The 21,841-nt window shown below is 63.1% G+C and carries 14 protein-coding genes and 3 pseudogenes; 10 read left to right on the top strand and 7 right to left on the bottom strand.

All coding sequences use genetic code 11. The annotated features are described in order from the left end of the window. The first annotated feature begins 168 nt into the window (after positions 1-168). From KIH81_RS00715 to KIH81_RS11955, 6 genes are all read left to right on the top strand, one after another. Entirely contained in the window at positions 169-3,906 is a 3,738-nt protein-coding gene (locus KIH81_RS00715; protein ID WP_338024715.1) for an LPXTG cell wall anchor domain-containing protein, read from the top strand. 148 nt (positions 3,907-4,054) lie between these two features. Continuing rightward, positions 4,055-5,188, top strand: a complete 1,134-nt coding sequence (locus tag KIH81_RS00710) for a YPYG domain-containing protein (RefSeq protein WP_214303633.1) — start codon at positions 4,055-4,057, stop codon at positions 5,186-5,188. A 317-nt stretch (positions 5,189-5,505) separates the two neighbouring features. Beyond that, a complete protein-coding gene (locus KIH81_RS00705; RefSeq protein WP_214303632.1) occupies positions 5,506-5,928 on the top strand; it encodes a hypothetical protein in 423 nt (140 codons plus the stop codon). Between the two features lie 67 nt (positions 5,929-5,995). Beyond that, positions 5,996-7,783 (top strand): isopeptide-forming domain-containing fimbrial protein, encoded by a 1,788-nt coding sequence (locus KIH81_RS00700; protein WP_214303631.1) that lies wholly within the window; start codon positions 5,996-5,998, stop codon positions 7,781-7,783. Positions 7,784-7,826: 43 nt separating this feature from the next. After that, a complete protein-coding gene (locus KIH81_RS00695) occupies positions 7,827-8,798 on the top strand; it encodes a class C sortase (RefSeq protein WP_214303630.1) in 972 nt (323 codons plus the stop codon). Further along, positions 8,753-9,841, top strand: a complete 1,089-nt coding sequence (locus tag KIH81_RS11955; protein WP_236029026.1) for a DUF5011 domain-containing protein — start codon at positions 8,753-8,755, stop codon at positions 9,839-9,841. The genes KIH81_RS00695 and KIH81_RS11955 overlap by 46 nt, the downstream gene beginning before the upstream one ends. A gap of 29 nt (positions 9,842-9,870) precedes the next feature. Here the strand turns inward: KIH81_RS11955 and KIH81_RS00685 are convergent, their stop codons facing one another. Continuing rightward, complete coding sequence (locus KIH81_RS00685) at positions 9,871-10,104, bottom strand: hypothetical protein (protein ID WP_214303629.1); 234 nt, start codon at positions 10,102-10,104, stop codon at positions 9,871-9,873. Positions 10,105-10,189: 85 nt separating this feature from the next. Here KIH81_RS00685 and KIH81_RS00680 point away from each other — a divergent pair, with 85 nt between their 5' ends. Beyond that, positions 10,190-10,873, top strand: a complete 684-nt coding sequence (locus KIH81_RS00680; RefSeq protein ID WP_214303628.1) for an immunoglobulin-like domain-containing protein — start codon at positions 10,190-10,192, stop codon at positions 10,871-10,873. A gap of 80 nt (positions 10,874-10,953) precedes the next feature. On the opposite strand, the gene KIH81_RS00675 is transcribed toward KIH81_RS00680, so the two are convergent. The 3 genes and pseudogenes from KIH81_RS00675 to KIH81_RS12305 form a co-directional block, all read right to left on the bottom strand. Next, positions 10,954-11,886 carry a DsbA family protein gene (locus KIH81_RS00675; RefSeq protein ID WP_214303627.1) on the bottom strand — a complete coding sequence of 311 codons (933 nt, stop codon included), beginning with the start codon at positions 11,884-11,886 and terminating at the stop codon, positions 10,954-10,956. Positions 11,887-12,061: 175 nt separating this feature from the next. Then, complete coding sequence (locus tag KIH81_RS11950) at positions 12,062-13,390, bottom strand: coiled-coil domain-containing protein (protein ID WP_236029025.1); 1,329 nt, start codon at positions 13,388-13,390, stop codon at positions 12,062-12,064. 124 nt (positions 13,391-13,514) lie between these two features. After that, positions 13,515-13,922: pseudogene (locus KIH81_RS12305) on the bottom strand (CAP domain-containing protein); the annotation flags it as partial. 772 nt (positions 13,923-14,694) lie between these two features. Here KIH81_RS12305 and KIH81_RS00665 point away from each other — a divergent pair. The 3 genes and pseudogenes from KIH81_RS00665 to KIH81_RS00655 all read left to right on the top strand — a co-directional run. Continuing rightward, positions 14,695-16,749 (top strand): KUP/HAK/KT family potassium transporter, encoded by a 2,055-nt coding sequence (locus KIH81_RS00665; protein ID WP_214303625.1) that lies wholly within the window; start codon positions 14,695-14,697, stop codon positions 16,747-16,749. Between the two features lie 132 nt (positions 16,750-16,881). Then, complete coding sequence (locus KIH81_RS00660; RefSeq protein ID WP_214303624.1) at positions 16,882-17,523, top strand: TetR/AcrR family transcriptional regulator; 642 nt, start codon at positions 16,882-16,884, stop codon at positions 17,521-17,523. Between the two features lie 215 nt (positions 17,524-17,738). Beyond that, positions 17,739-18,230: pseudogene (locus tag KIH81_RS00655) on the top strand (helix-turn-helix domain-containing protein); the annotation flags it as partial. A 99-nt stretch (positions 18,231-18,329) separates the two neighbouring features. Here KIH81_RS00655 and istB read toward each other — a convergent pair. The 3 genes and pseudogenes from istB to KIH81_RS00640 form a co-directional block, all read right to left on the bottom strand. Further along, the gene (gene istB / locus KIH81_RS00650) at positions 18,330-19,094 is read right to left on the bottom strand and encodes an IS21-like element helper ATPase IstB (protein WP_214303733.1); all 765 of its coding nucleotides are present in this window, start codon (positions 19,092-19,094) and stop codon (positions 18,330-18,332) included. A gap of 17 nt (positions 19,095-19,111) precedes the next feature. Beyond that, complete coding sequence (istA, locus tag KIH81_RS00645; protein ID WP_214303623.1) at positions 19,112-20,617, bottom strand: IS21 family transposase; 1,506 nt, start codon at positions 20,615-20,617, stop codon at positions 19,112-19,114. Positions 20,618-20,812: 195 nt separating this feature from the next. After that, positions 20,813-21,343, bottom strand: a pseudogene (locus KIH81_RS00640) (helix-turn-helix domain-containing protein); the annotation flags it as partial. Between the last annotated feature and the right edge of the window lie 498 nt (positions 21,344-21,841).

Below are 21,841 nucleotides of genomic sequence, written 5' to 3'. Positions count from 1 at the left end.
TCTCTAGCGTTGGCGGCGTCCCATGCCCCATGGCCGGCAGGCCATCGTGGGTGTGGGTGTTGTCCATCGAGAGATTCATTTGGAGGCAGCATGAGGTTGAATCCACAATCCCGGTCCGGTCACGAAAACCGGTCGGGCGGCATATGGTCGCGTGGAGCGACATTGACGGTGGCGTCGCTGGTCGCGGCGGCGACCCTGGCCGGACCCATCACGGCGTACGCCGTCGATCCGGCCCCGCAGCAGCAGAACGTGATGACGGAAGCCACACAAGACGGATCATATTCTCTGGTATTGTCGGCAAAGCTCGACAAACCGGCCGATGTGAAGGTCGGCGGTTCCGCCGGAGTGCGGGTGACGCTGCGTCTCGATCCCGGTGCGTCGGCGCCGGCCGAGAATGTGACGGTGAATACAATCCTGCATTACGAGGGCCATCCGGGCGGTTATGTGAAGGCCCGACAGGCTGCCAAACGGGCGAATGCGACGAACCGGGGCGAAACGGCGGGCGGTACGTTCACCCCGTCGGACTTAGGCTGGAGCTCTTGGCAGGAAGGCACGTATTGGATCGAGGCCACTGCAGCGCGTCAGGGCCATATGGACGCCGCCGCGTCGACCACGGCTCATGATCCCACACTCACTTTCTCCCTGACATCAACCAGGCCAGCCGCACCATCGCGAAAGGTCGAGGATGTGACCACGGCCGACGGCATGACGAACCATGCGACGGTGACCATGAACACCGGAGTCGGTGGCTGGGCTCTTACCTTGGGCGACCATATCGCAGGGAACGGGGCGACGGTCGACGTGTCGAACATGTCGATCCGGCTCGATGGCCGGGACGTGTCCGACGAATTCACCCTGAACTGGGACAAGACGTCCTCGACCGTCTCGGCCGTATACGACGGCGACCGTATGCTTCCCTCCGGCGCCACGCTGGTATTGGAATACGACGCCACGGTTACGAATCCGTCCACTGGTCTCGTGGACGGCACCGCCTACATGGTCTGGAACGGCGTCGAAGCCAACGGGTCGAAGGACGGTTTCCGTCAATGGTCTCCGGCACCCGATTCCACCTGGATCCGATATGATGAAACCGCCGGCCGTTGGATCACCGCCACCGACGGGGACGCGACCGGCAAAACAGGAATCAGCGGCCGTCGGGTACTTGACGGCGACAGGCTCGGCATTGCGGTCAACGGCACCTTCCCGGGTGATCCGGCGCAGACGCCGGCCACTTTCTCCCTCACCGCGGACTGGTCCAAGGCCTCATACCTGTTCTCCCCGGACGTCAAACAGGCTCGCGTGATCATGACCGACACGAACGACGCAACCCGCCCCACCCAGGACGATGTCCTCGCTTCCGGCAAGGACATCACCTCATCATTCACCCTGACCGAGAAGAACGGCACCCTCACTGCCACCATGACCAAAACGGGCATGCAGACGCTAGCGAAGCATGACTCCGCTCGCCAGTACACGCTGATCGTGCCCGGCAAGACGGCCCTCGCCTCCGGCAAAGGCGCGGCACAGGCATTGAAGGACAACGGCAAGAAATCAGGCGAGGAACTCGATTTATGCGCCGATAAGACCGGATCCGCGTACACGATGTTTGGCGAGCAACGGGTGAACGGGCAGACCGTGAAATCGCAATCCACGCAGATCTGCGGATACGTGCCTCCCGTCACCAAGAAGGTCCTGTCCACAGACACCGGCAAAAGCATCGAGAATCGGTATGTTTCCATCGGCGACACACTCGAATACCAGCTCGTCATCTCCCCGAACCTGCCCGATCTCGCCTATCCGGTCACGGGCCTGACCCTCATCGACGCCTACGACGAGAACACCGGCATCGACCCGTCATCGATACAGGTACGCGACACGGAAGGCCTGCTCGCCTCCGACCGTTACACCAAGGAGATCGACGCAACCAACCATCGGCTGACCATCACCCCCGAGGCGACGGTCCTCGACTCGTGGACTGCCAACGGTCATCCGCGGTTGGAAGTCAGCTTCCAAGCCAACGTGAGCAAGCACGTAAAGGGCGTTTCCATCCGCAACATCGCCATGCTGCAGGTGAACGGTCAATTGGTCTCATCGAACGGCACGACCAACCCGTTCTGCGACGACACAGGCGCATGCGTGCCCTCTGGCGGCCAGGAGGCCGGCAGCCTCAACATCGACGGCAGGAGCCTGCTGCTGGGGGACCGTTTCAACTATCGGATCACCATCAAGGCGTCCGATCTGACCGGAACGGCATACCCGGTATGGCGACTCGGCGCCATCGCCCAATACGATCCCGCGCATCTGTCAGTGGACGCATCCAACGTGCGAGTCATCGACGTGACCACAGGCAAGGACGTCACCGACCATGCCAACGTGCAGACCGATATCACCGGGGGTGAAGTCCTCATGTTCTTCAAGACCGTGGACACCACTCTCAAGGACGGGACCGTTCTCCCCGGCGACCCGCAACCCGAGAACCTCAAGGAATACGCGGCAGGGGAATCCCATGACCGGTCCAAGGATCCCACCATCGACCAGAACCTTCTGGGCCACGACTACCAGCTCGTCCTGCCCATGACCGTCACGGCCACCGATGACAAGGATTCCAACGTCAACGCGACTGCAACGCAGATCACCGACAACGCGCGCTCCTCGTCCAACGTCATCTCGACCCTGCTCAAACCCATCAGTCCGGACCAGGACGTGACCGTGAATGTGGGCGGGGATTCCCTCAACGGCGGCAGCGTATACGCAGGCACGCAGTTCCTCTATCGAGTGGACTCGTCCACGTTGCCGGCAGACAGGGCCATCGGCCAAATCAACGACTGGACCATGGTCGGCGAATACGACACCAAGGCCGACCAATACACCGGACAATGGGCCGTGTACGCGCGCAACGACATCACCCGTGACGGTCGGACGCTCGCCCGCAAGGGCGACCGCATCGCCGGCAGCGACTACACGAACCCCAACGGGGAATGGTTCACCATCGAGCACACGGACGGCACCCTGACCATCACGGCCACCAAGACGTACCTCGAAATCATGTCCTCCCAGACATCGGATCAGGGTTGGCGCGCCTACGCGCAGTTCACACGCCTCACGGCCGTCGATAAGGCCGGTATCAAGTTCACGGAGACCCTCAACGGCCAGCCGCGCACCGCGCAAACCGTATGGACCCACACGCCCGACCAGACACCTCGTCTGTCCATTGAGAAATGGGACGAGGCCAGCGGCCGGGACAAGGGCGACCGAGACTCCACCGATCAGGCATTGAAACTCACCTCCTCCTCGACCCGTATCGTGTTCACCATCACGAACGATAGCGGAGTCGACTCCGACGGACAGGGCGCATGGTTCCGAACCAAGGATCTGGATTTGAGGGACCGGCTCGTCGCCGGCGACGGCGAGATCGCCGACATCGAATATCCGGAAGACTGGGACACGCTAATCCTCAAACCCGGCCAGAGCATAGACGTGAAAGCCACCCTCACCGGCGTGAAGACCCATCACACCGATCGGGCGTCCGTATCCGGCGTCCCGCTGATCGAATGCCCGACAACGGACACGAACCCGTTCGGGGAATCCAAGCCCGCCGAACAGGAGACCGTCACCATCGAAGACCGCACTCTTTGCAAGGGATCGGCCGTCTCCAGCGACAACGACGACTGGAACGCCTATAACCCGACCGGCCTGGCCAACACCGGCGTCAAATCGGGCATGTGGATCGCCATCGCCTGCACCGCCTTGCTCCTCGCGGCTCTCGGCACCGCCGTATACGCGCTGCGCCGCAGCAAAACAGGCCAGCCTGCAGCCGATTCCACCGACGAGGACGCTTCCGTACCCGACAACGGAATCCGGAACGGACTGGAGAACGTGTCCGACCCACCTGATGACATCATCTAACCATCCTGGTTGATGAACGAGGAGGGACGTTCCCGTGACGGGATGCGTCCCTCTTTTCATACTTATGACTTTCCCGTCGAAGGCCTCATCTGGCTGTCCGATTACCATGGGGCCAGCCACGAGAAGAACAAGGAGAAAAGGCAAGGCAATGATCGACCTCCATGATCTCAACAAAGGGCTGGACGAATTGAAACATCGTGCCGCCGAGTCGAAGACCCTGAAGGACATCGCCAATTCGGATGCCGTCCGGAACGTTGCAGCCGGCGCGGCTGATGCGGCTACAAAGGCGGCGCGGCGACTGGAGGAGTTTGCCAAACCAGGCGGACGGGAGACTGCTGACACACTCCCGTCCAGACAGGCAGCCGAAGCGGATCCATATGTTGCGCCGATTGATGGAAAGACCGAATCCGGGTCGCTGACCATGGGTGAGCCTGAGATCATCCCGGTCGCCGAAATCATGGATGCGGGTGGTCCCTCGAAACCATCGGATGGCGGTTCGCGCCGCAGTGGCCGTCACGGCGGACATGCCATGGCCGTCAAGGCTGGGAATGAACGCCAAGGCTGGATTATCATCGGCGTCGCTATTGCGGTGGGTTTGCTGCTGCTGTGCATAGCCGGACTACTCGAATCACATGGCGATAACAGAACGGAGCCGCAACAGACCGTCCAGACGACGCCCAAGGCATCAGAGACGCCGGAATCCGACTCATCCGAGGATGTCCAGGCGAAACCGGAGACGGTGGACACGGAATCGCTCGTAGGACTTGACGCCCGCGACGTCATCACCGATCTGCAGAACAAGGGTTTGACCGTCGACACCCGTTATATCGCGAACCGTGACGCCGACCACACATCCGACGTGCTCGCCGACACCGGCACCAAGTACGTGGTCAAGGAGGCCTCGCAGACGGATTACCTGGTCACGCTCATCGTGGAGGCCGACTTGGCCGCATCGAAATCGGATGATTCCAGCGATTCCGGTTCGTCCGACTCGGAGTCGTCGTCCGGTACGGATGCCGGCTCCTCGGCGGGTGCAAGCATGACCGCTGCCGTGCGTGTGGCCTGCAATCAGGCCGGTGAACGCGCGTTCCCCTACGGATTCAAGGCGCATGGCATCACCGGTGTGGTCCAGGAGGTCACCCAGAGTGCTGATGGTACGTACACGTACGTTGTCATGGCGGATGTGAAGAAAACCGCCGGACAGAAACAGGAGTTGCAGGTCACCTGTACGGCCGTGTCCCTGCCTGACGGTTTGAGCGCCCAGATCACTGCCGCCAACTGAAACATATCTTGAAAGACCCCGACCACGACGACGTGGCCGGGGTCTTCTCATATCCGATTCCCCTCCGGTGCCTGACCATCCACGGTATGCCGGTTCAACGGGCGCGTCGAAGCAGACGCTGTCCGTGCCCCGCGAGATCGAGCGTCTCATCCCGGTCCGGTCCTTCATGATTTCCGAAGTATTTTCCTTGTCACGCACGCTACCCCTACGAAACCCTCCTAGGTTTAACCGCGTCGGCTCCAAGAGGGCTTGAAGCCAGCTTGGAGAACGACGGACACGTGTCCGGCGGAACCACGGAACGGGAGGAGCGGAAACGTATGGCCGCGATCAAAAGCCAGACCACGGTGAGCGGTGACCTGCTTGCCGAACCCACCTACAAGGCACGGAAGGACGGCAAGGCCCCCAGCCTGAACGTCATGCTCATCTACTCGCCTCGTCGTTATGATCCCGCTGAACAACGCTACAAGCCCGTTGATGATATGCGGGTTCGTGTCCAGATCAGGTTCTCCGGCGACGTTGCCGACCGTGTACGCCTCCTGTTCGACAGGGGAGTACTGCATGTCGGACTGCCCGTCACCGCGCACGGCCGCCTGTCCGACAAACCGATCGCCCGCGAATACAAGGGACGTATCGAAACCAGCTTCGTGTTCCATGCAGACGACATCGACATCGATCTCGTCACCCTGGCAACACGGGATCCCAACCTGGCCGCGCTCACGCCATTGGAGGTGTGCGCATGAACGGCACCGGCACCTGATCCCCGAACAGATTTCCCAATAATCCACCAAAAGGAAAGGAAAACAGATTATGGCCATCACACCCAACAGGACGGCGAAGCGAGTCCTCGCCGGCCTCGTCGCCGCGGCGAGCCTCGCCATCGGCGGCATCGCCACCGCGAACGCGGCCACCCCGACCGACGTGAGCGTTTCCGGCAAGGAGACCATCACCCTGAGCGCCACGACTTCCGGCGCGTTCACCGGCAAGACGGACACCATCCAAGCCATCGAACTCGGCAAGTACGTGTCCGCCCAGTCCACCGATGGCGGCAAGACCATCAGCGCCGTCGGCGTGGAGACCACTGCCGCCTACAAGCAGGCCCTGACCGACGCCCTGACCGCCGCCGGCGTGACGGACATCGACACCGCCAACCCGCTGAACACCGTGCTGGACGTGACCGGCGACAACGGCAGCGAGAAGCCCGCCTACTCATCCGACCTGCGCAAGATCGCCACGAGCCTCAACGACGACGCGACTATCAAGGCCGCCACGGGCGAAAAGGGTACTGTATCCTCCTCCGGCGACTCCCAGACCGACAACGTGCTGACCTTCTCCAACCTGGAAGCCGGCTACTACCTCATCCGCGACACCACCGCCAAGGGCGCCACCGCCGCAATCCCCATGCTGGTCGGCACCAAGGCCGGCGGCCTGTCCTTCAAGGACAACCCGCTGGGCGTTGTCGTCTACAAGAGCATCGATGACAACAAAGGCGGCAACGGCGACGGCAACGAGAACGTGAAGCCTCCGGTCAAGTCCACCGGCGACAACAAGGGCTCCGCCGAACACAAGGTCGGCGACACCGTGTCCTACACCATCAAGGCCACCGTGCCGAACACCACCGGCTACAAGGGCTACCGTCTGGAACTGTCCGATACGCTGGGCGCCGGCCTGGACTACGTCGCCAAGACCGGTTACACGGTCAAGATCAATGACAAGGAGCTCGACGCCAAGTACGTCAAGTTCACCCAGGACCAGAACAACGCCCGCCACCTGACCTGGGCATTCGGCCTGGACACCACCGTCAACGGCGCCACCGTGCGCAACATCCTCGAAGGCGATGCCGCCACCGTGTTCACCCCCGGTTCCGTGATCGAAATCACCTACACGGCGACCATCAACTCCGACGCCGTCAACCAGGACGCCAACAAGAACGCGGTCGTCCAGAACTATTCCAACAACCCGAACGCATGGGACGCCAACATGGGCTCCTCCGAGGGCGAGAACCCGGACGGTCCCGGCCCCGTCGACGTGCTCCTCGGCCAGGCCGACATCATGGCCACCAAGAACCTCGACAAGACCAACGCCGACGCCGTGAAGAACGCCGCCGGTCTCAAGGGCGTCAAGTTCCAGATCGGCGAGTACACCAAGGGCGGCACGTTCACCGCACTTAACTTCGTCGCCAACGCCGATGGCTCCTACACGCTGGCCGACGCGGACGACACCAACACCGTCAACGAGTTCACCACCCCGGACAGCGGCGTGATCGTCCTCAAGGGCATCAGCGGCGACTACGAGCTCAAGCAGACCGGCGCCGCCGACGGCTGGTCCGACACCTACCTGGCCGACTTCGTGTTCAACGCCGCGGCCACCAAGACCGCGAAGACCGCGACCCTGAACGCCGACCAGTCCCTGAACAAGAACGGCCTCGCGTTCCAGATCGACTCCGACACGGTTGGCTTCATGAGCGTGAAGAACAAGACCCAGCTGCCCAACACCGGCTCCCAGATGGGCACGATCCTCATGGCCGTGACCATCCTCACCGCCGCCGGTGGCGCCGTCATCGCGTTCAAGGCCCACAAGCACTCCGTGAACGCCTGAATCAACCCGGCATCCACGGATCCACAACCATAGGAGAGGACCGATGATCCATATGCCGTCACGCCGCACCCGCCGCACGAACAACGGGAACGACACGCCAAAGGAGCCCGTAGCGTCGGCAAGACGCGAACTGCGCCGTAGGTGGACGCTCAAATGGGTCTCGGTCCTCCTTGCATTCCTGGCCTCGGCGACACTATGCACGGTGGCCGTCACCCAAGCGGTCACCGGAGCACGACTCGCCCAGGCAAGCGAACTCGCTTCCCAACAGCCCAGCGCCGAGCAGAAACAGGCGTTCCACGCCGCGCAGGCCTACAACAAACGACTGTACGAAAACGGACAGTACGTGCTCGGCGAAACCCAGGATCCCTTCGCACAGGTGCAGGGCGAGACACGTCCCGCCAGCGAAACGGACCAGGCATACGTGGACGCATTGAACATGGACGGCGACGGGACCATGGGATCCGTTTCGATCCCGAAGATCAACGTCGACCTGCCCATCCTGCACGGCACCAGCCTCGAAACCCTCGACCGGGGAGCCGGCCACATGTACGGCACCAGCCTGCCCGTCGGCGGCAAGAACACGCACAGCGTGATCAGCGCCCACAACGGCATGAGCAGCGCCCTCATGTTCACCCACTTGGACGAACTCAAAACCGGCGACGTGTTCTACCTGCACGTCGCCGGCCACGTGCTCGCCTACAAGGTCGACCGCATCGACGTGATCATGCCGAATGATTTCTCGAAACTCACCATCGAGCAGGACGAGGACAGGGTCACCCTGATGACCTGCACGACACTGCGCAAGACAAAACGCCTGCTCGTCTCCGGCACAAGGGCGAGCATGCCCGACGTGGCCCCATACGAACAGGACGCCGAACACGGCAATCCCGTCCTCGATGACCCGTTCGCCCTGGGATCGGTCGCGTCCATGCCATGCGTGCTCGGTTACGCGGGCTTCAACGGCTGGCAATGCCGCCGGGAACACGCCGGACTGCCGGGAAAACACAAAGGCTGAAAACCACAAAACCAAAAAAGGAAGAATACATGCAAGCTCAACGAACACGCATCACGGCTCACCCCGGCAATCATCGAATCGCCGGCAAAAAAGCGGCGTTGCTCCTGTCGATGGCCACCGCCGCTTCTTTCGCCGGAGCCATTGCGCCATCCGCATCGGCGGCGTCCGATGAGGCGCCCAATGACGTCGTCACCCGCACCCTGGCCGTCGACGGTCCGGTACAGGGGTCAAACAACGGGTGGAACTGCCGGGTAAGCGCCAAGGTCTCCATCACGGGTCCGTCCTGGCTCCTCGCGAACATCACCGATAACCTCAGAGACGATACAGGTACGTTCTCACTGCCCGAAACCGATCATGATGGCATATCCCGTTCCTCGTACCTCTTCACCCAATCCAACGGCGATAAGGCCGTCCTGAAAAGCGGAATCACCTATACCGCCCGTGCGGACGCCGGAACTACTCCGAGCTGCGGGGAATACGGGCCGAACATGAGCGGCACAAGCGTGCGGGTCAGCGGGTCCAATGGCGACACGTTCACGGGTTCCCAATCTAAAGTCAGTTCCGGCACGACCCTCGGATCACAGGGCACCCGATATCTTGAACTCACTTATGAGGGGCCGGCGGACACCGACAAGCCCGTGATCAAGGGCGCCGATGACAAGACCATCACCGTGGGCGATCCGTTCGACCCGAAGGCAGGTGTGACCGCCACGGACGAGACGGACGGCGATATCACCTCAAAAATCACGATCTCCGGTTCCGTGGACGTGACCAAGCCCGGCAAGTACGAACTCAACTACACGGTTTCGGACAACGCGGGCAACAAGACCGAAGTCAAGCGAGTAATCACCGTCACCCCGGTGATGAACGCGAACATGCCTGAAACGGGTTCCGTTAACGGCTTCTTGATCGGGGGGCGACGTTCTTCGCTCTTATGGCATTGGGCACCCGTCTCTTCGCGCGTCGAAGGACCTACTGCTAACCTCCACTATTCCCATTTCGAAGGTCGAGCCGACTGGCAAGGCCAGCACCATGCGTGCTGACCCTACCGGGCGGCTCGACCTTTTCGCGTTTAAGGCCGACCCGACTGGACCTGCAATCCATCAGCAAGAAAGAAAGGAATGGAATTGAGTACCAAAAACAAAAACCTTGGACTCAAGAAATTGGCCGCCATACTGATTTCCTCGGTCAGCCTCATCGCCGTGCCGGGGTTCACGTCAGCGGCATACGCGGCGAGCTCATGCCCGGCCGGGCCTTCCGGCCCCTCTGCCTGCGGAAAATACTTATCCCCAAAGTACGTGGACACGTATTCCGGACCGTCCTCCTGCGGCGCTTACGAGTCTCTGAGGACATCATCCGTTTCCTACAACTGCAACGATTTCGACCTGTATATGTCCGAAGACCTGTCGATCTGCCAGCGCACGTATCACGGCACAGGCACACGTTACTGCGTCTATACCGGCAGCTATTCCACACTGGATTACAACGCAAACGGCGGTTTGGGCGCACCATCCTCCGTGAGCAACAAGTCCTACGGCTCCGCCGTGAGCATCACGATCTCCTCCACGAAACCGACCCGCAAGGGGTATACGTTCCTGGGGTGGAACACCGACAAGTCCGCAACGGAAGCGAACTATGCGTCGGGAGGCAGCATCAGAGTCGGCAACGGCAAGACCACGACCTTGTACGCCATCTGGCAGAAGAACGTGGATACGACCAAGCCGGTGATCAAGGGCGCGGACGACAAGACCATCACCGTCGGTGACAAGTTCGATCCGAAGGCGGGCGTGACCGCAAGCGACGACACGGACGACGACATCACGTCCAAGATCCAGATTGCCGGCACGGTGGATACCACCAAGCCCGGCAAGTACGAGCTCACCTACACGGTGTCGGACGCGGCAGGCAACAAAGCGGAAGTAAAGCGCGTGGTCACGGTTAATCCGGTCGTACATGCGGCGATGCCGGAGACCGGTTCCCCTGCCGGTGCCTCGTCCTTTGCCTGTGCCCTGACCCTTCTGACGGCCAGCGTAGGGTTCGCTGTGGTCGGGCGGCGTTCGGGAGCGTATCTGTAACCAGCGGATATGTAAAGATGCCCGGCACTCCTTTGATTGGGGGTGCCGGGCATCAGGGCATTATCGGGTGTTTGCTGATGTCAGGAGAGTGGTTTGCCTTTGGCTCCGATGGATGGCAGGGTGCCCGTTTCGCCGGCCTGTGCCTGGTCGAGGCCGATTGATTTGAGCAGTTCGGTGTTCGCGTCGGCTCCCTGGCTCATGATCGCTTCGATGCTCCATAGGTTGCCGTTGATGGTTACGGTCGGGGTGCTGAACCCGCCCTGGGTTCCGTACAGGTCGGTGAGGTTGGTCGTGTACGCGGTCGCCGCGTCCAGCCATGTCTGGTATTCGAGTTTTCCGTCGAATGCCTTGTCTGCGACGTCCTGGCTGACTCCGGCCTTGATGGCCTGTTCCTTGAGCTTGTCGTTGCCGACGGGCTGGTAGGCGTTTCCTTCGTTGGGTTGGAAGTCCTCCGCATAGATGTTGGCCAGGTAGGCGAGCAGATGCTCGGGGTCATCGTCGTGGTCCAGGATGTACAGGGCTCCGTTCGCGGCGCGGTTCGAGTAGCCGTCGCTGCTGGCCTGGTCAAGGAAATTGACCAGATGCACATCGATGTTGATTTGTCCGGCCTTCATGAGCCGGGTGAGGATCGGGTCGATCTTGCGGTTGAGCTGACCGCAGTAGGGACACAATGGCTCCTCGTACACGCTGATGGTGGGCGCGCCTTTCATTTTCTTCCCGTATCCGTTCTTCGAGATGAGGATACCGCCCTGCTCGGTGACGCGGGAGGGTTTGCCCGTCGCCCCGTTCATGGACTCGGCCAATTGCTTCATATCAGCCGTCGGTTGTTGTTGTGCGGAGTCCTGCGTCTGATTGTTGTTGCTGCGCATGGCCTTGTTGTCCGCCACGAGGTATCCCATGCCGAACGCCATCGCCACGATCACCGCCGCCAATACGGCCGTCAACATGATCCAGGGGCTTTTCCTGCGACCGTCCTGTTTCGCCATGCTCGTTTTATCTGTGTTTTCCGTCATCATTGCTCCTTGCGGATTTCTTTTCGTGCCGATAGGCAGGTTATGGGCGTGCAGGATCCGTTTCGTGCGTGCCGGGCCGATTGCGCGTGGTCGGAAAAGGAAGGACGTCATGACCGGCCACAGGAGATGCCGGTCATGCCGTCCTTCGTTATTTTTGAGGATAGGATGATGGATCCTAGTCTTGGTGGCGGCTGCGGACCACGGTCAGGCCCGTGCCGGCGGCGAGCAGCGTCGCGGCCGCGAGGACGATCACCGCTGTATCCGAGCCGGTCGACGCGAGAGGCTGTGTTCCCCCGGTCGTCTGCCGGGATTCACTCGTATCCCAGCCGGTCGCCCCGGATGTCGTGATGACGGTGATATCGGGTTTGACGACGGATTCCACGGTCCCTCCCGTGGCGCCTTCATCGTCCGGCAGGTTTCCGGAGTCGTTGTCGTCAGGGCCGGCTGTATCGGGATCCTGCGCACCCGGATCGCCGTTCCCGGGTTTGCCGGGCTGAACGGGTGTTTCGCCGTCGTCAGGCTTGTCCGGGCTGGTTCCGGGGTTGTCGGGCACTCCGGGCGTCGTGTTGTTGACGAGGGCGTCATATTCCAGCTGAGCCTTGTCCAGTGCCTTGTTGGCTTGGTCGAGCGCCTTTTGCGCCTGGTCGACCGCGTCGAGCAGGCGCTGCTGCTGGCTTACCGTGAGATTGCTTGCCTCCAGTCCCTTTCTGGCTTCGGCCAGTGCCTTGTTGGCCTGGTCGAGCAGCCTGGTCTTTTCGGTGAGCGACTGGTGGGCGGCGCGGATTCGGGACAGTTGCGCCGGATCGATGCCGGACTGGTCCTCCAGCTCCCTCAACCGTCGCTGGGCTGTCTCAAGCTGGTCCGCGGCCGTGGTGGCGGCCTGCTGCGCCGTTTCGAGGGCTTGCTTGGCGGTTTCCGCGTTCCGGTTCATCGACTCCAGGACCTTTCGCGCGGATGCGAGTGCGTCCTCCGCCTGCTGCTGGCGGGCTTGCGCCTGGTCGAGCGCTTCTTGCGCCTGGTCGACGGCCTGCCGGAGCCCGGTCAGCTCGTCCAGTTGCTGTTGGGCCTTGTCAAGCTCCTTCTGGGCGTCTCGCGCGTTGCGTGCCGCCTTGGCGGCCTGCGCGTCCGCCTCGTCGGCCTGGGCTTTGGCTTCCGAGGCCTTCCTGTCCGCCGCCGCCAGTTCTTCGGCCTTGGCCGTGGCCTCGTCTGCCTTGCTGTCTGCATCCTGTTTGGCCTGCTCGTATTCCTTTGCGAGACGGTCCACGAGTTCCTGATCCACCGGCTGCTGCGATCCTCCGTCGAGGTGGAGCGCGAGCCACTCGTCCAATACCTGCTGCGCCTTGGCCTGGGCCTCTTTCAGGTTCCGGGCCGCCTGCTCCAGCGTTTCCTGCTGGTTCTGCAGTTCCTTGAGCGTCTGTTCCTTCGCCGAAGCGGCATTGTCGGCCGCGTCGGCCCTGGCCTGCGCGTCGGATGCCGCCTTGTCCGCGGCGACCCCGTCCTTCACAGCCTGCTGAAGCGGCGTTTCGTATGCGTCGAGCAGCTGGGCGAACGTCGTGACGTCGGTCGTCTTCCCCTTGTCCTCGCGGCTGGTGTGCTGTGAAGTACTTGATGTAGAGGCCTTGGTTGTCCAGACTCGCGCCCCAGGCGAATCCCGTGCTGGACTCGTTGCCGTCCACGATGTTGAGGTAATGTCCCGTCTTCTTCCACAGATCCTTGTACTGGGTCTGCGTGCTGACCCAGTAGGCGTCGTTGCGGTGCGCGGCGAGCTTCGGATCCTGCGCGGCCGCCTGGTCGAACAGCGCCTTCTCCCTCGTATACCAGCCGTTGAACGGGTTGTACGAGTCGCTGGATCCGTAGGCGATGTTCTCGCTGGCGTCCCAGCGCGAGGCCCCCGTGTGCTGGAAGCCGTTGGACTGGATCTTCTGGTTCGATGCCGCCGCTGTGGCCATGAGATAGTCGGATACCTTGAGTTCGTTCAGTCCCTCGACCTTGCGCAGCTGGTTGAATTGGTCGATGTACGCCAGGCTCTTGCGCACGGAGTCCAGGCTCAGGCTGTCATCGTCCTTGGACGGGTCGATGATGCCGTCGTCCAGCCATTGGCGGATGGTTGCGTCGTTTTCCACGAGATCCTTCGCCGCCTGGGAACCGTCCTGCTCCAGATATCCGAGATACCCCTTGTCGAGCTGTTTCTGCGCCTGAGCCGCCGCCTGCTTCTTGCCTTCCGCGTCGGCCTTGGCCGCGTCCGCCGTCTGCTGCAGCAGCGTGGCTTCCTTGCGGGCAGCCTCCGCCTGATTGAGCTGGTCCTTGAGATCCGTGACCTTGCGGTCGGCCGCGTCCTTCTCCTCGGATGCCTTCCGCGTCGGCCTTGGCCGCGTCCTTCCGTGCCTGCTCAGCCCTGGTCTGCTCCTGTTTGGCCTGCTCTGCCTGGGCCGTCGCCGTTTCGGCCTGGGTTTCGGCCTGGTCCCTGTCGTCCGTCAACGTTTGCACGTTGGCCTTGCCGGCCTGGATGGTGGCGTCGGTGGCTCCGGTCTCCCATCGTATGATGGCTCCGTCCATCGGGGAACCTCCTGATTTTCCCCCGGTTGCCGGTCGATATACGTTTCGGGGGTTCCGGCGGACGGTCCTTGCCGGATCACGCGACCATGCATCCGGCGTCCTAACGGTTTGCTTACGGAAAACCGGCCGTTTCGGCGAAATCCCCTATAATGTGCGGCGGAAGGGCCTCGCGGGCGCCGTGCATCCGTGGAAGGCCTGCCATGGCCACGCCATGGAAAGCACCGTCGTTCCGGACATGGGAGGAAGCGGCATATGGCACTGTGGAAACGCAAGTCGGCGAAGGGGACCAAAGGGGAGGGCCGCCCCATCGATAAGGTCACGCCGGCGGGCATGCTCATCGCCGTCGGCATCGTCTACGGGGATTTGGGCACGAGCCCGATCTACGCGCCCAAGGCGTTGATGCTCGCGCAGGGCGGGCGTCTCGACCGCTTCCAGATCCTGGGATCGCTGTCGCTGGTGTTCTGGTTCATGCTGCTGGTCGTCACCATCAAATACGTGTGGACCGTGATGAACGCCGACAACGACGGCGAGGGCGGCGTGTTCGCCCTGTTCGCCGCGGTGCGGCGCCACTGGAAACACGCGGCGGCGTTCGCCATGGTCGGGGCGGCGGCGTTCCTCGCGGACAGCGTCTTCACGCCCGCGGTGAGCATCACCTCCGCCGTGGAGGGTCTCGCGTCCATCCCGGCGATCGGCGGCAGCGTCTACTGGTCCGAGGAACTGGCCGTGATGATCGCGATAGCCATCATCGTGCTGCTGTTCCTGAGCCAGCACGCCGGCACGAACAGGCTGGGCACGTTCTTCGGCCCCGTCATGACCATCTGGTTCCTGTTCCTCGCGGTGATCGGCGTCATGAACATCGTCACCCGCGACTGGACCGTGTTCGAGGCGCTCGACCCGACGGTCGGCGTGCGGTTCCTGTTCTCCGACGAGAACAAGGCCGGCGTGGCGTTGATGGGCAGCGTATTCCTCGCGCTGACCGGCGCCGAAGCCCTCTACGCGGACATGGGCCATGTGGGACGCGGCAACATCCGCGCCAGCTGGCCGCTGGTGAATCTGACGCTGATCTGCTCGTACTTCGGGCAGGGCGCGTGGATGCTCGAGGGGCATCGCGTGGGCGCCGGCGACCCCGCGCCGTTCTTCCAGATCATCCCCGAACAGATCCGCCCGTTCGGAGTGCTGCTCGCCCTGACCGCCGGCGTCATCGCCTCGCAGGCGCTGATCTCCGGCGCGTTCACGCTGACGGCCGCCGCCGACGGTCTGGGCTGGCTGCCCCGGCTCAACATGCGCTACCCGGGCGTGAGCAAGGGGCAGATCTACATCCCGTCCGCATGCGGGGTGCTGGCGGGGCTCACCGTCCTCGTGGTCCTGTACTTCAGGTCCTCCTCGGCGATGGAGGCGGCCTACGGTCTGGCCCTGACCATCGCGATGCTCATGATCACCGTGCTGCTGTTCGAGTTCCTGTGGCGGGTCGAGGGCAAACGGCTGGGTGCGCTCGTCTCCTGCGTGCTGTTCGGACTGATCGAGCTTCTGTTCCTGTCCGCGAGCGTCTTCAAGTTCATGGAGGGCGGATACATCACCGTGATCATCTGGGGAGTGCTGTTCGGCGTCTTCCACATCTGCTCGCGCGGCAGCCTGCTGGAGGCGTCCGACCGCGGGCACGTGCACGCCGACGACCTGTCGCACATCCTCGCCGCGTCCATGGCGGACAAACGGCGTGATCTGGTGGCCGACAATCTCGTGTACCTGACCGCCGATCCGAGCGTGAAGGAGGTGGAGAAGGACGTGGCCGCCAGCATGGTGCACCATCGCGGGCACGCGTACTGGATCGTCACCCTCGTCCAGTCCGAGCGGCCGTTCGGACGCCGGTGGAAGGCCGTCTCCTTCGGCCCCAGCCTGCACCGTGTGATCATCAGCCTCGGCTACAAGGAACCGCAGTTCTATCTGCGCCAGTACATGGACGCGATCATGGCGGACATGCTCTCGCGGGGCGAGATCGCCCGCATCGAACCGCAGTGGCCCAAGCTCGCCAACAGGAACGAGCGCCTCGGCATCGGCAGCATCCGATACGTGCTCATGCACCGCGTCGTCAGCCCGGAGTCCTCCCTGCCGGATTCGGACCGCACGCTGCTGCGCAGCTACCAGTGGATCAAGCGCATGATTAGCCGGCCGGTGGAATGGTTCGGTCTCGAAACCAACGATCCGATCGTCGACACCGTCCCCATCTGGAGCGGTGGCGACGGGTCCATGGCGATGGAACGGATCGGGGCGTCGCCTGTGGGGGAGGGCGGCGGTCGGCAGCGGCGGTGACGCGGCGACCCGCTAGATGTCTCGGGCGACGCCGAGGGCGATGCCGTGACGGCGGGTAGTATTGGTTGGCGAAGAGGCCGGTCGACGGCCGGAACGCGACGATCGATGGAGGCGGACGGCATGGCGGCTGACATGGATGGGATGACGGCGGGCGACGATCGGGAACGAGCATCGTCGGGGCGTTCGCCATCTGACGAACCGACTCCGTCCAACACCGCTTCGCGGCGTGGGACGTCGGTCAAGGCGGCCGTCGCCCGCAGCCGCTGGCAGCGGCGCAAACGGATCGCCATACGCAAGGCCATCGGGGACACGGCGCTGCGCCTGTTCGACGAGGACGGCTACGACGCGGTGACCACGCAGCGGATCTCCGCCGAGGCGGGGATCTCGCCAATCACCCTGTTCCGGTATTTCCCGGCCAAGGAGGATCTCGTCATCGGGTTCCCGGCCGACGGCGAGCTAATCGCCGACCTGCGCCGGGAGATCGGACGTCATATGGATTCCACGCCGCGCGACTTCGTGCGCCGCGTGGCCCCGCAGGTGCTCGGCTCGCTCGAGTCGGCGCAGCTCGACGATTTGGCGCTGCGGCTGCGGATCGTGCGCTCCAACGAGGCGTTGAGGTCGGCGTTGTACGCGCGCATCCCCAAGTGGACCGCGGCCGTCGCCGCCGTGTGGGAGGGACGGGACCCCGATGGCAGGGAGCCCGTCGCCGCGGGGTTCGCCGTGCGGCTGTCCGTCTCCTGCATCATCGACTGCGTCATCGAGACGCTGCTGTAATGGTCGCGTCTGTGCGACGACGAAGGCGTTGGGCGTGACAAGGCGGACGTGCTCACATCCGTCGTCTCCGATGCGATGGGCGTCGTGATCCGCTGAACGGCCGGAGGAGCCGCCGTGCCGGTCGGTCGCGACCGATGCTTCTTTTATTTGGCCTTTCGCTGTTTGTGGTGGGTGGTTGGTGACGTGGGGGTGTCGTTCTCGGGTAGGTTGGAGGCATGGATACGTCTCGCTTGTTTACCGCCGCGCTCCAGTTGCAGGAGCCTTGGAGGTTGGAGTCCGTGGACTTCCGCGACGCCGGCGACGGCCGCCGGGAGCTGCACATCACGATCGGCTTCGAGGCGGGTGCCCGCTTCCGTTGCCCCGAGGCGGGATGCGGGCAGGCCGCCTGCCCGGTGCATGACAGGCGTGAGCGCGTGTGGCGTCACCTGAACATCTTCCAGTACAAGGCGTTCATCCACGCCGGCATGCCGCGCGTCATGTGTCCCGAGCACGGGGTGAGAACGGTCCCGGCCCCGTGGGCGAGGCCCGGTTCGGGGTTCACGCTCCTGTTCGAGGCGTGGGCCGTGGAGATGGCACGCCACCTGCTCGTGAGCACGCTCGCCGAACAGATCGACGAGACCGACACGCGCCTGTGGCGCCTCATCGCCCACTACGTCGACGAGGCGCGCAGGCTGGAGGACTACTGTGTTTTGTCAAGTCGGGGCCTGCTGTTTGTGCAGTGTTTTCCCGCAGTGTAGGCAGCGGGTTTCCCGCAGGGTGTGCGGTATCGGCCGCTGCCTGTCTGCGTTGTTGTTGTTGTTGTGTTGTTATTTGGTCATGAGGGCGTGTTCGCTGCGGTAGGAGCGGCCCTCGAATCTGATGAGCCGTCCGTGGTGGACGGTGCGGTCGATGAGGGCGGCGGCCATGTTCTTGTCGCCGAGGATGCGTCCCCATCCGCTGAATTCGATGTTGGTGGTGTAGATGATGCTCCTTGTCTCGTAGCTGTCGCTTATGATCTGGAAGAGGAGGCGGCTGCCTTCCTCGTCGATGGGCAGGTATCCGAACTCGTCGATGACCAGGAGACGCGCCTTGCCGATGCTCGCGAGTTCCCGGTCGAGCCGGTTCTCCTGCTGGGCGCGTCTTAAACGCATGAGCAGTCCGGTCGCGGTGAAGAACCTGACCGGTATGCCCTTGTCGCAGGCGAGCCTGCCGATCGCGATCGCGAGGTGGCTCTTGCCGACCCCGACGGGCCCGTAGAGCACGAGGTCCTCGCGATTGTCGACGAAGTCGAGGCTTTCGAGCTGGGCGCGCCCCCAGTCCGCGGGCATCCTCAGGTTGGTCCAGTCGTAGCCGTCGAGGGTCTTGTCGGCCGGGAAGCCGGCCTGTTTGAGCAGGCGCGTGCGTTTGGATCGCTCGCGTGAGTCGAGTTCGGCCGTGAACCATCGTTCGATGAGGTCGAGCTGGTTGGGCGTGGCCTCGGCCAGCGTGTCGGCGAGCACGCCGCGCGTCAGCGGCAGGCTGCGGCTCATCTTCAGGATCCGTTCGCTCTTCTCGGTCGTGGACGCGCGCCGGCGGCGGGTCTCCGGGATCACGGGATCGGGGCCGGCGCTCATCGGTCCTCCTTGCCATGGTCGTCCGTGTCGGTGATGAACCGGTCGTAGCCGCTCAGGTCGGGTTCGGCGACCGCGCCGGGGTATTCCCAGTCGCCGTCGCGCATGCGCAACGCGATCGGGGTGAGCGAGTCCGCGTGCAGGCCCATGTCCTTGTTGCAGCGCAGGATCTCGCCGCATGCCTGCATCGCGGGTTCGAACCCGGCCGCCCGGCACGCGTCGCCGATCGCCTTGAGGCTTTCCTTCAACGTCTTCTCGTCCATCGCGTCGAGCCAGGCGCGGATGTCGTCGGGCACGTCGGGGCGGATCGCGCTCTCCCTCCACGCCCGGGGTCTGACCGCGATCCGGGGCAGCACGAGCGCGGGATCCTCCATATTGTTCGACCGTCCGTACTGTCTGTGATACTCCGCGAGGAGCTCGCCGGTAGCGCACGAGGTGAGCGTGACCGTGTCCCACCGGATCGCGGCCAGCACCTTGGAACGCGCCATGCCGGGTCCGGCGAGGTACCGGTTCGAGTCGATGTCGACCAGCCCGTACTTGTCCGCCACCCTGCTCTCCCAACGCACCGGATCGAACGGCATGGCCGGCAACGGCATCAACGACGCCCGCTCCTCGCCGAACACCTCGGCCACGGGCACGTCCAGCAGTCTCGGGCAATACGAAGAGGCCGCCAGCCCGTCGCACTGTTCGAGCATGAGGCGACTGAGCTGCTCATGGGATTCCGCGCGCATGGGCGGGACCATGAGATTGCGTCTCAGGAAGCCGACGGCGTTCTCCACGCTGCCCTTCTCGTTGCCCGAATACGGGTTGCAGAACCTGACCTCGATGCGATGATGCGCCACGAACGCAGAGAACACCTCAGTGAGCGTGACCTCGCCCTTCGCGTTGCGGTGACCCGCGCCGGTGGCGTTGTCCATCACGATCACGGGAGGAACACCGCCGATATGCTCGAACACAAGCGTCAAACCATGACACAGACACTCCGCGTTCTCGCCCGGCATCGCCACACACAACCGCATGTTCGAAAAGGGAAACGAGACCACCAGGCAATGCACGTCCACCATCTCACCCGCGATCCGGGCCCGAGCCATGCCGAAATCAACCTGCATGCTGCCCGTCGCCCACTCGAGCCGCACATACCCCTCGCGATCCGGCATGCCGCGGTTCACCTCGCGCCACCGGTGCACGTATCGCATCGTGGTCGAATACTCGCCGTCGTAATCCGTCTCCGCCAACAAACGGTCATGCACGCGCTTGATCGTGTGACGCTGCTTCCTAGGCAGCATCCGATCGGCCTCCAGCCACCCGTCCACCAGATGCGCGTACGGATCAATCTTCGACCCGCGCCTGCGATCCGTCTTCGGTTTGGGCGAGTGATCCGCCATATCCGCGTATTTCGCGACCGTCCCTCGATCCACATGCAGACGACGCGCTATCTGCGCACGCGACAGCCCCTGCCGGTCGAGTCTCCTGATATCTTGCACAATGGGCATCGGTATCGCCATGTTCCTTTCCTTCCCGAGTACCGGCCGGCGGCAACCGTCCGAATCCGATTCGAATTGCAACTCGGGAATATACAGGCGGCGGGACCGATGCCTCTCGCTTACATCACCGGGAAACGATGACGACACCTGGGAAAACCATCAGCCTACACTGCGGGAAAACACTGCCGAAACCGCCTAACAAACATTGAAGCAATACACGGTGATGTAGCTGTGGCCCTTGCGGCTGGTCTCGTCGATGCCGATGGCCTCCACGCCCGTGTAGTCCTCCAGCCTGCGCGCCTCGTCGACGTAGTGGGCGATGAGGCGCCACAGGCGCGTGTCGGTCTCGTCGATCTGTTCGGCGAGCGTGCTCACGAGCAGGTGGCGTGCCATCTCCACGGCCCACGCCTCGAACAGGAGCGTGAACCCCGAACCGGGCCTCGCCCACGGGGCCGGGACCGTTCTCACCCCGTGCTCGGGACACATGACGCGCGGCATGCCGGCGTGGATGAACGCCTTGTACTGGAAGATGTTCAGGTGACGCCACACGCGCTCACGCCTGTCATGCACCGGGCAGGCGGCCTGCCCGCATCCCGCCTCGGGGCAACGGAAGCGGGCACCCGCCTCGAAGCCGATCGTGATGTGCAGCTCCCGGCGGCCGTCGCCGGCGTCGCGGAAGTCCACGGACTCCAACCTCCAAGGCTCCTGCAACTGGAGCGCGGCGGTAAACAAGCGAGACGTATCCATGCCTCCAACCTACCCGAGAACGACACCCCCACGTCACCAACCACCCACCACAAACAGCGAAAGGCCCTCCTTATATATTCAGGTCGTGAACCAGTGTACGGGCCGGCCGGATAACCGGTGTTAGCAAAGCGTTAGGAATCGCCGCGCGGAGCCCCCGGGCACATATGCAACCCGTAAAAACCGCCTCGCCCTGACCGCTCGCTCCATACGATGAGGAATCGCAATGACCCGATGACGATGTCGCGCAGCCCTTAGCGGGAGGCGGAACACGGCACCGGGTTTGTTCGATGATAAGGAGAATGACATGCCCTGGTGGGTAGATGTTGCCTACGTTGCGGGCACGGTGGTCGTCTTCGTGCTGTTCGACCTGTTCGGAAAGTGGGTGGACAAGCTATGACGACGTTCTTCACTGTGCTGGGTGTCGTGCTGGCTATCGCGGGAATCGCCTACATGATTTATTCCCTGTGCCGGCCAGAGAAGTTCTGAACCATACCGGAC

The organism is Bifidobacterium miconisargentati (assembly GCF_019331675.1).
Lineage (GTDB): Bacteria > Actinomycetota > Actinomycetes > Actinomycetales > Bifidobacteriaceae > Bifidobacterium > Bifidobacterium miconisargentati.
This window is presented reverse-complemented; position numbering and strand designations above follow the sequence as displayed.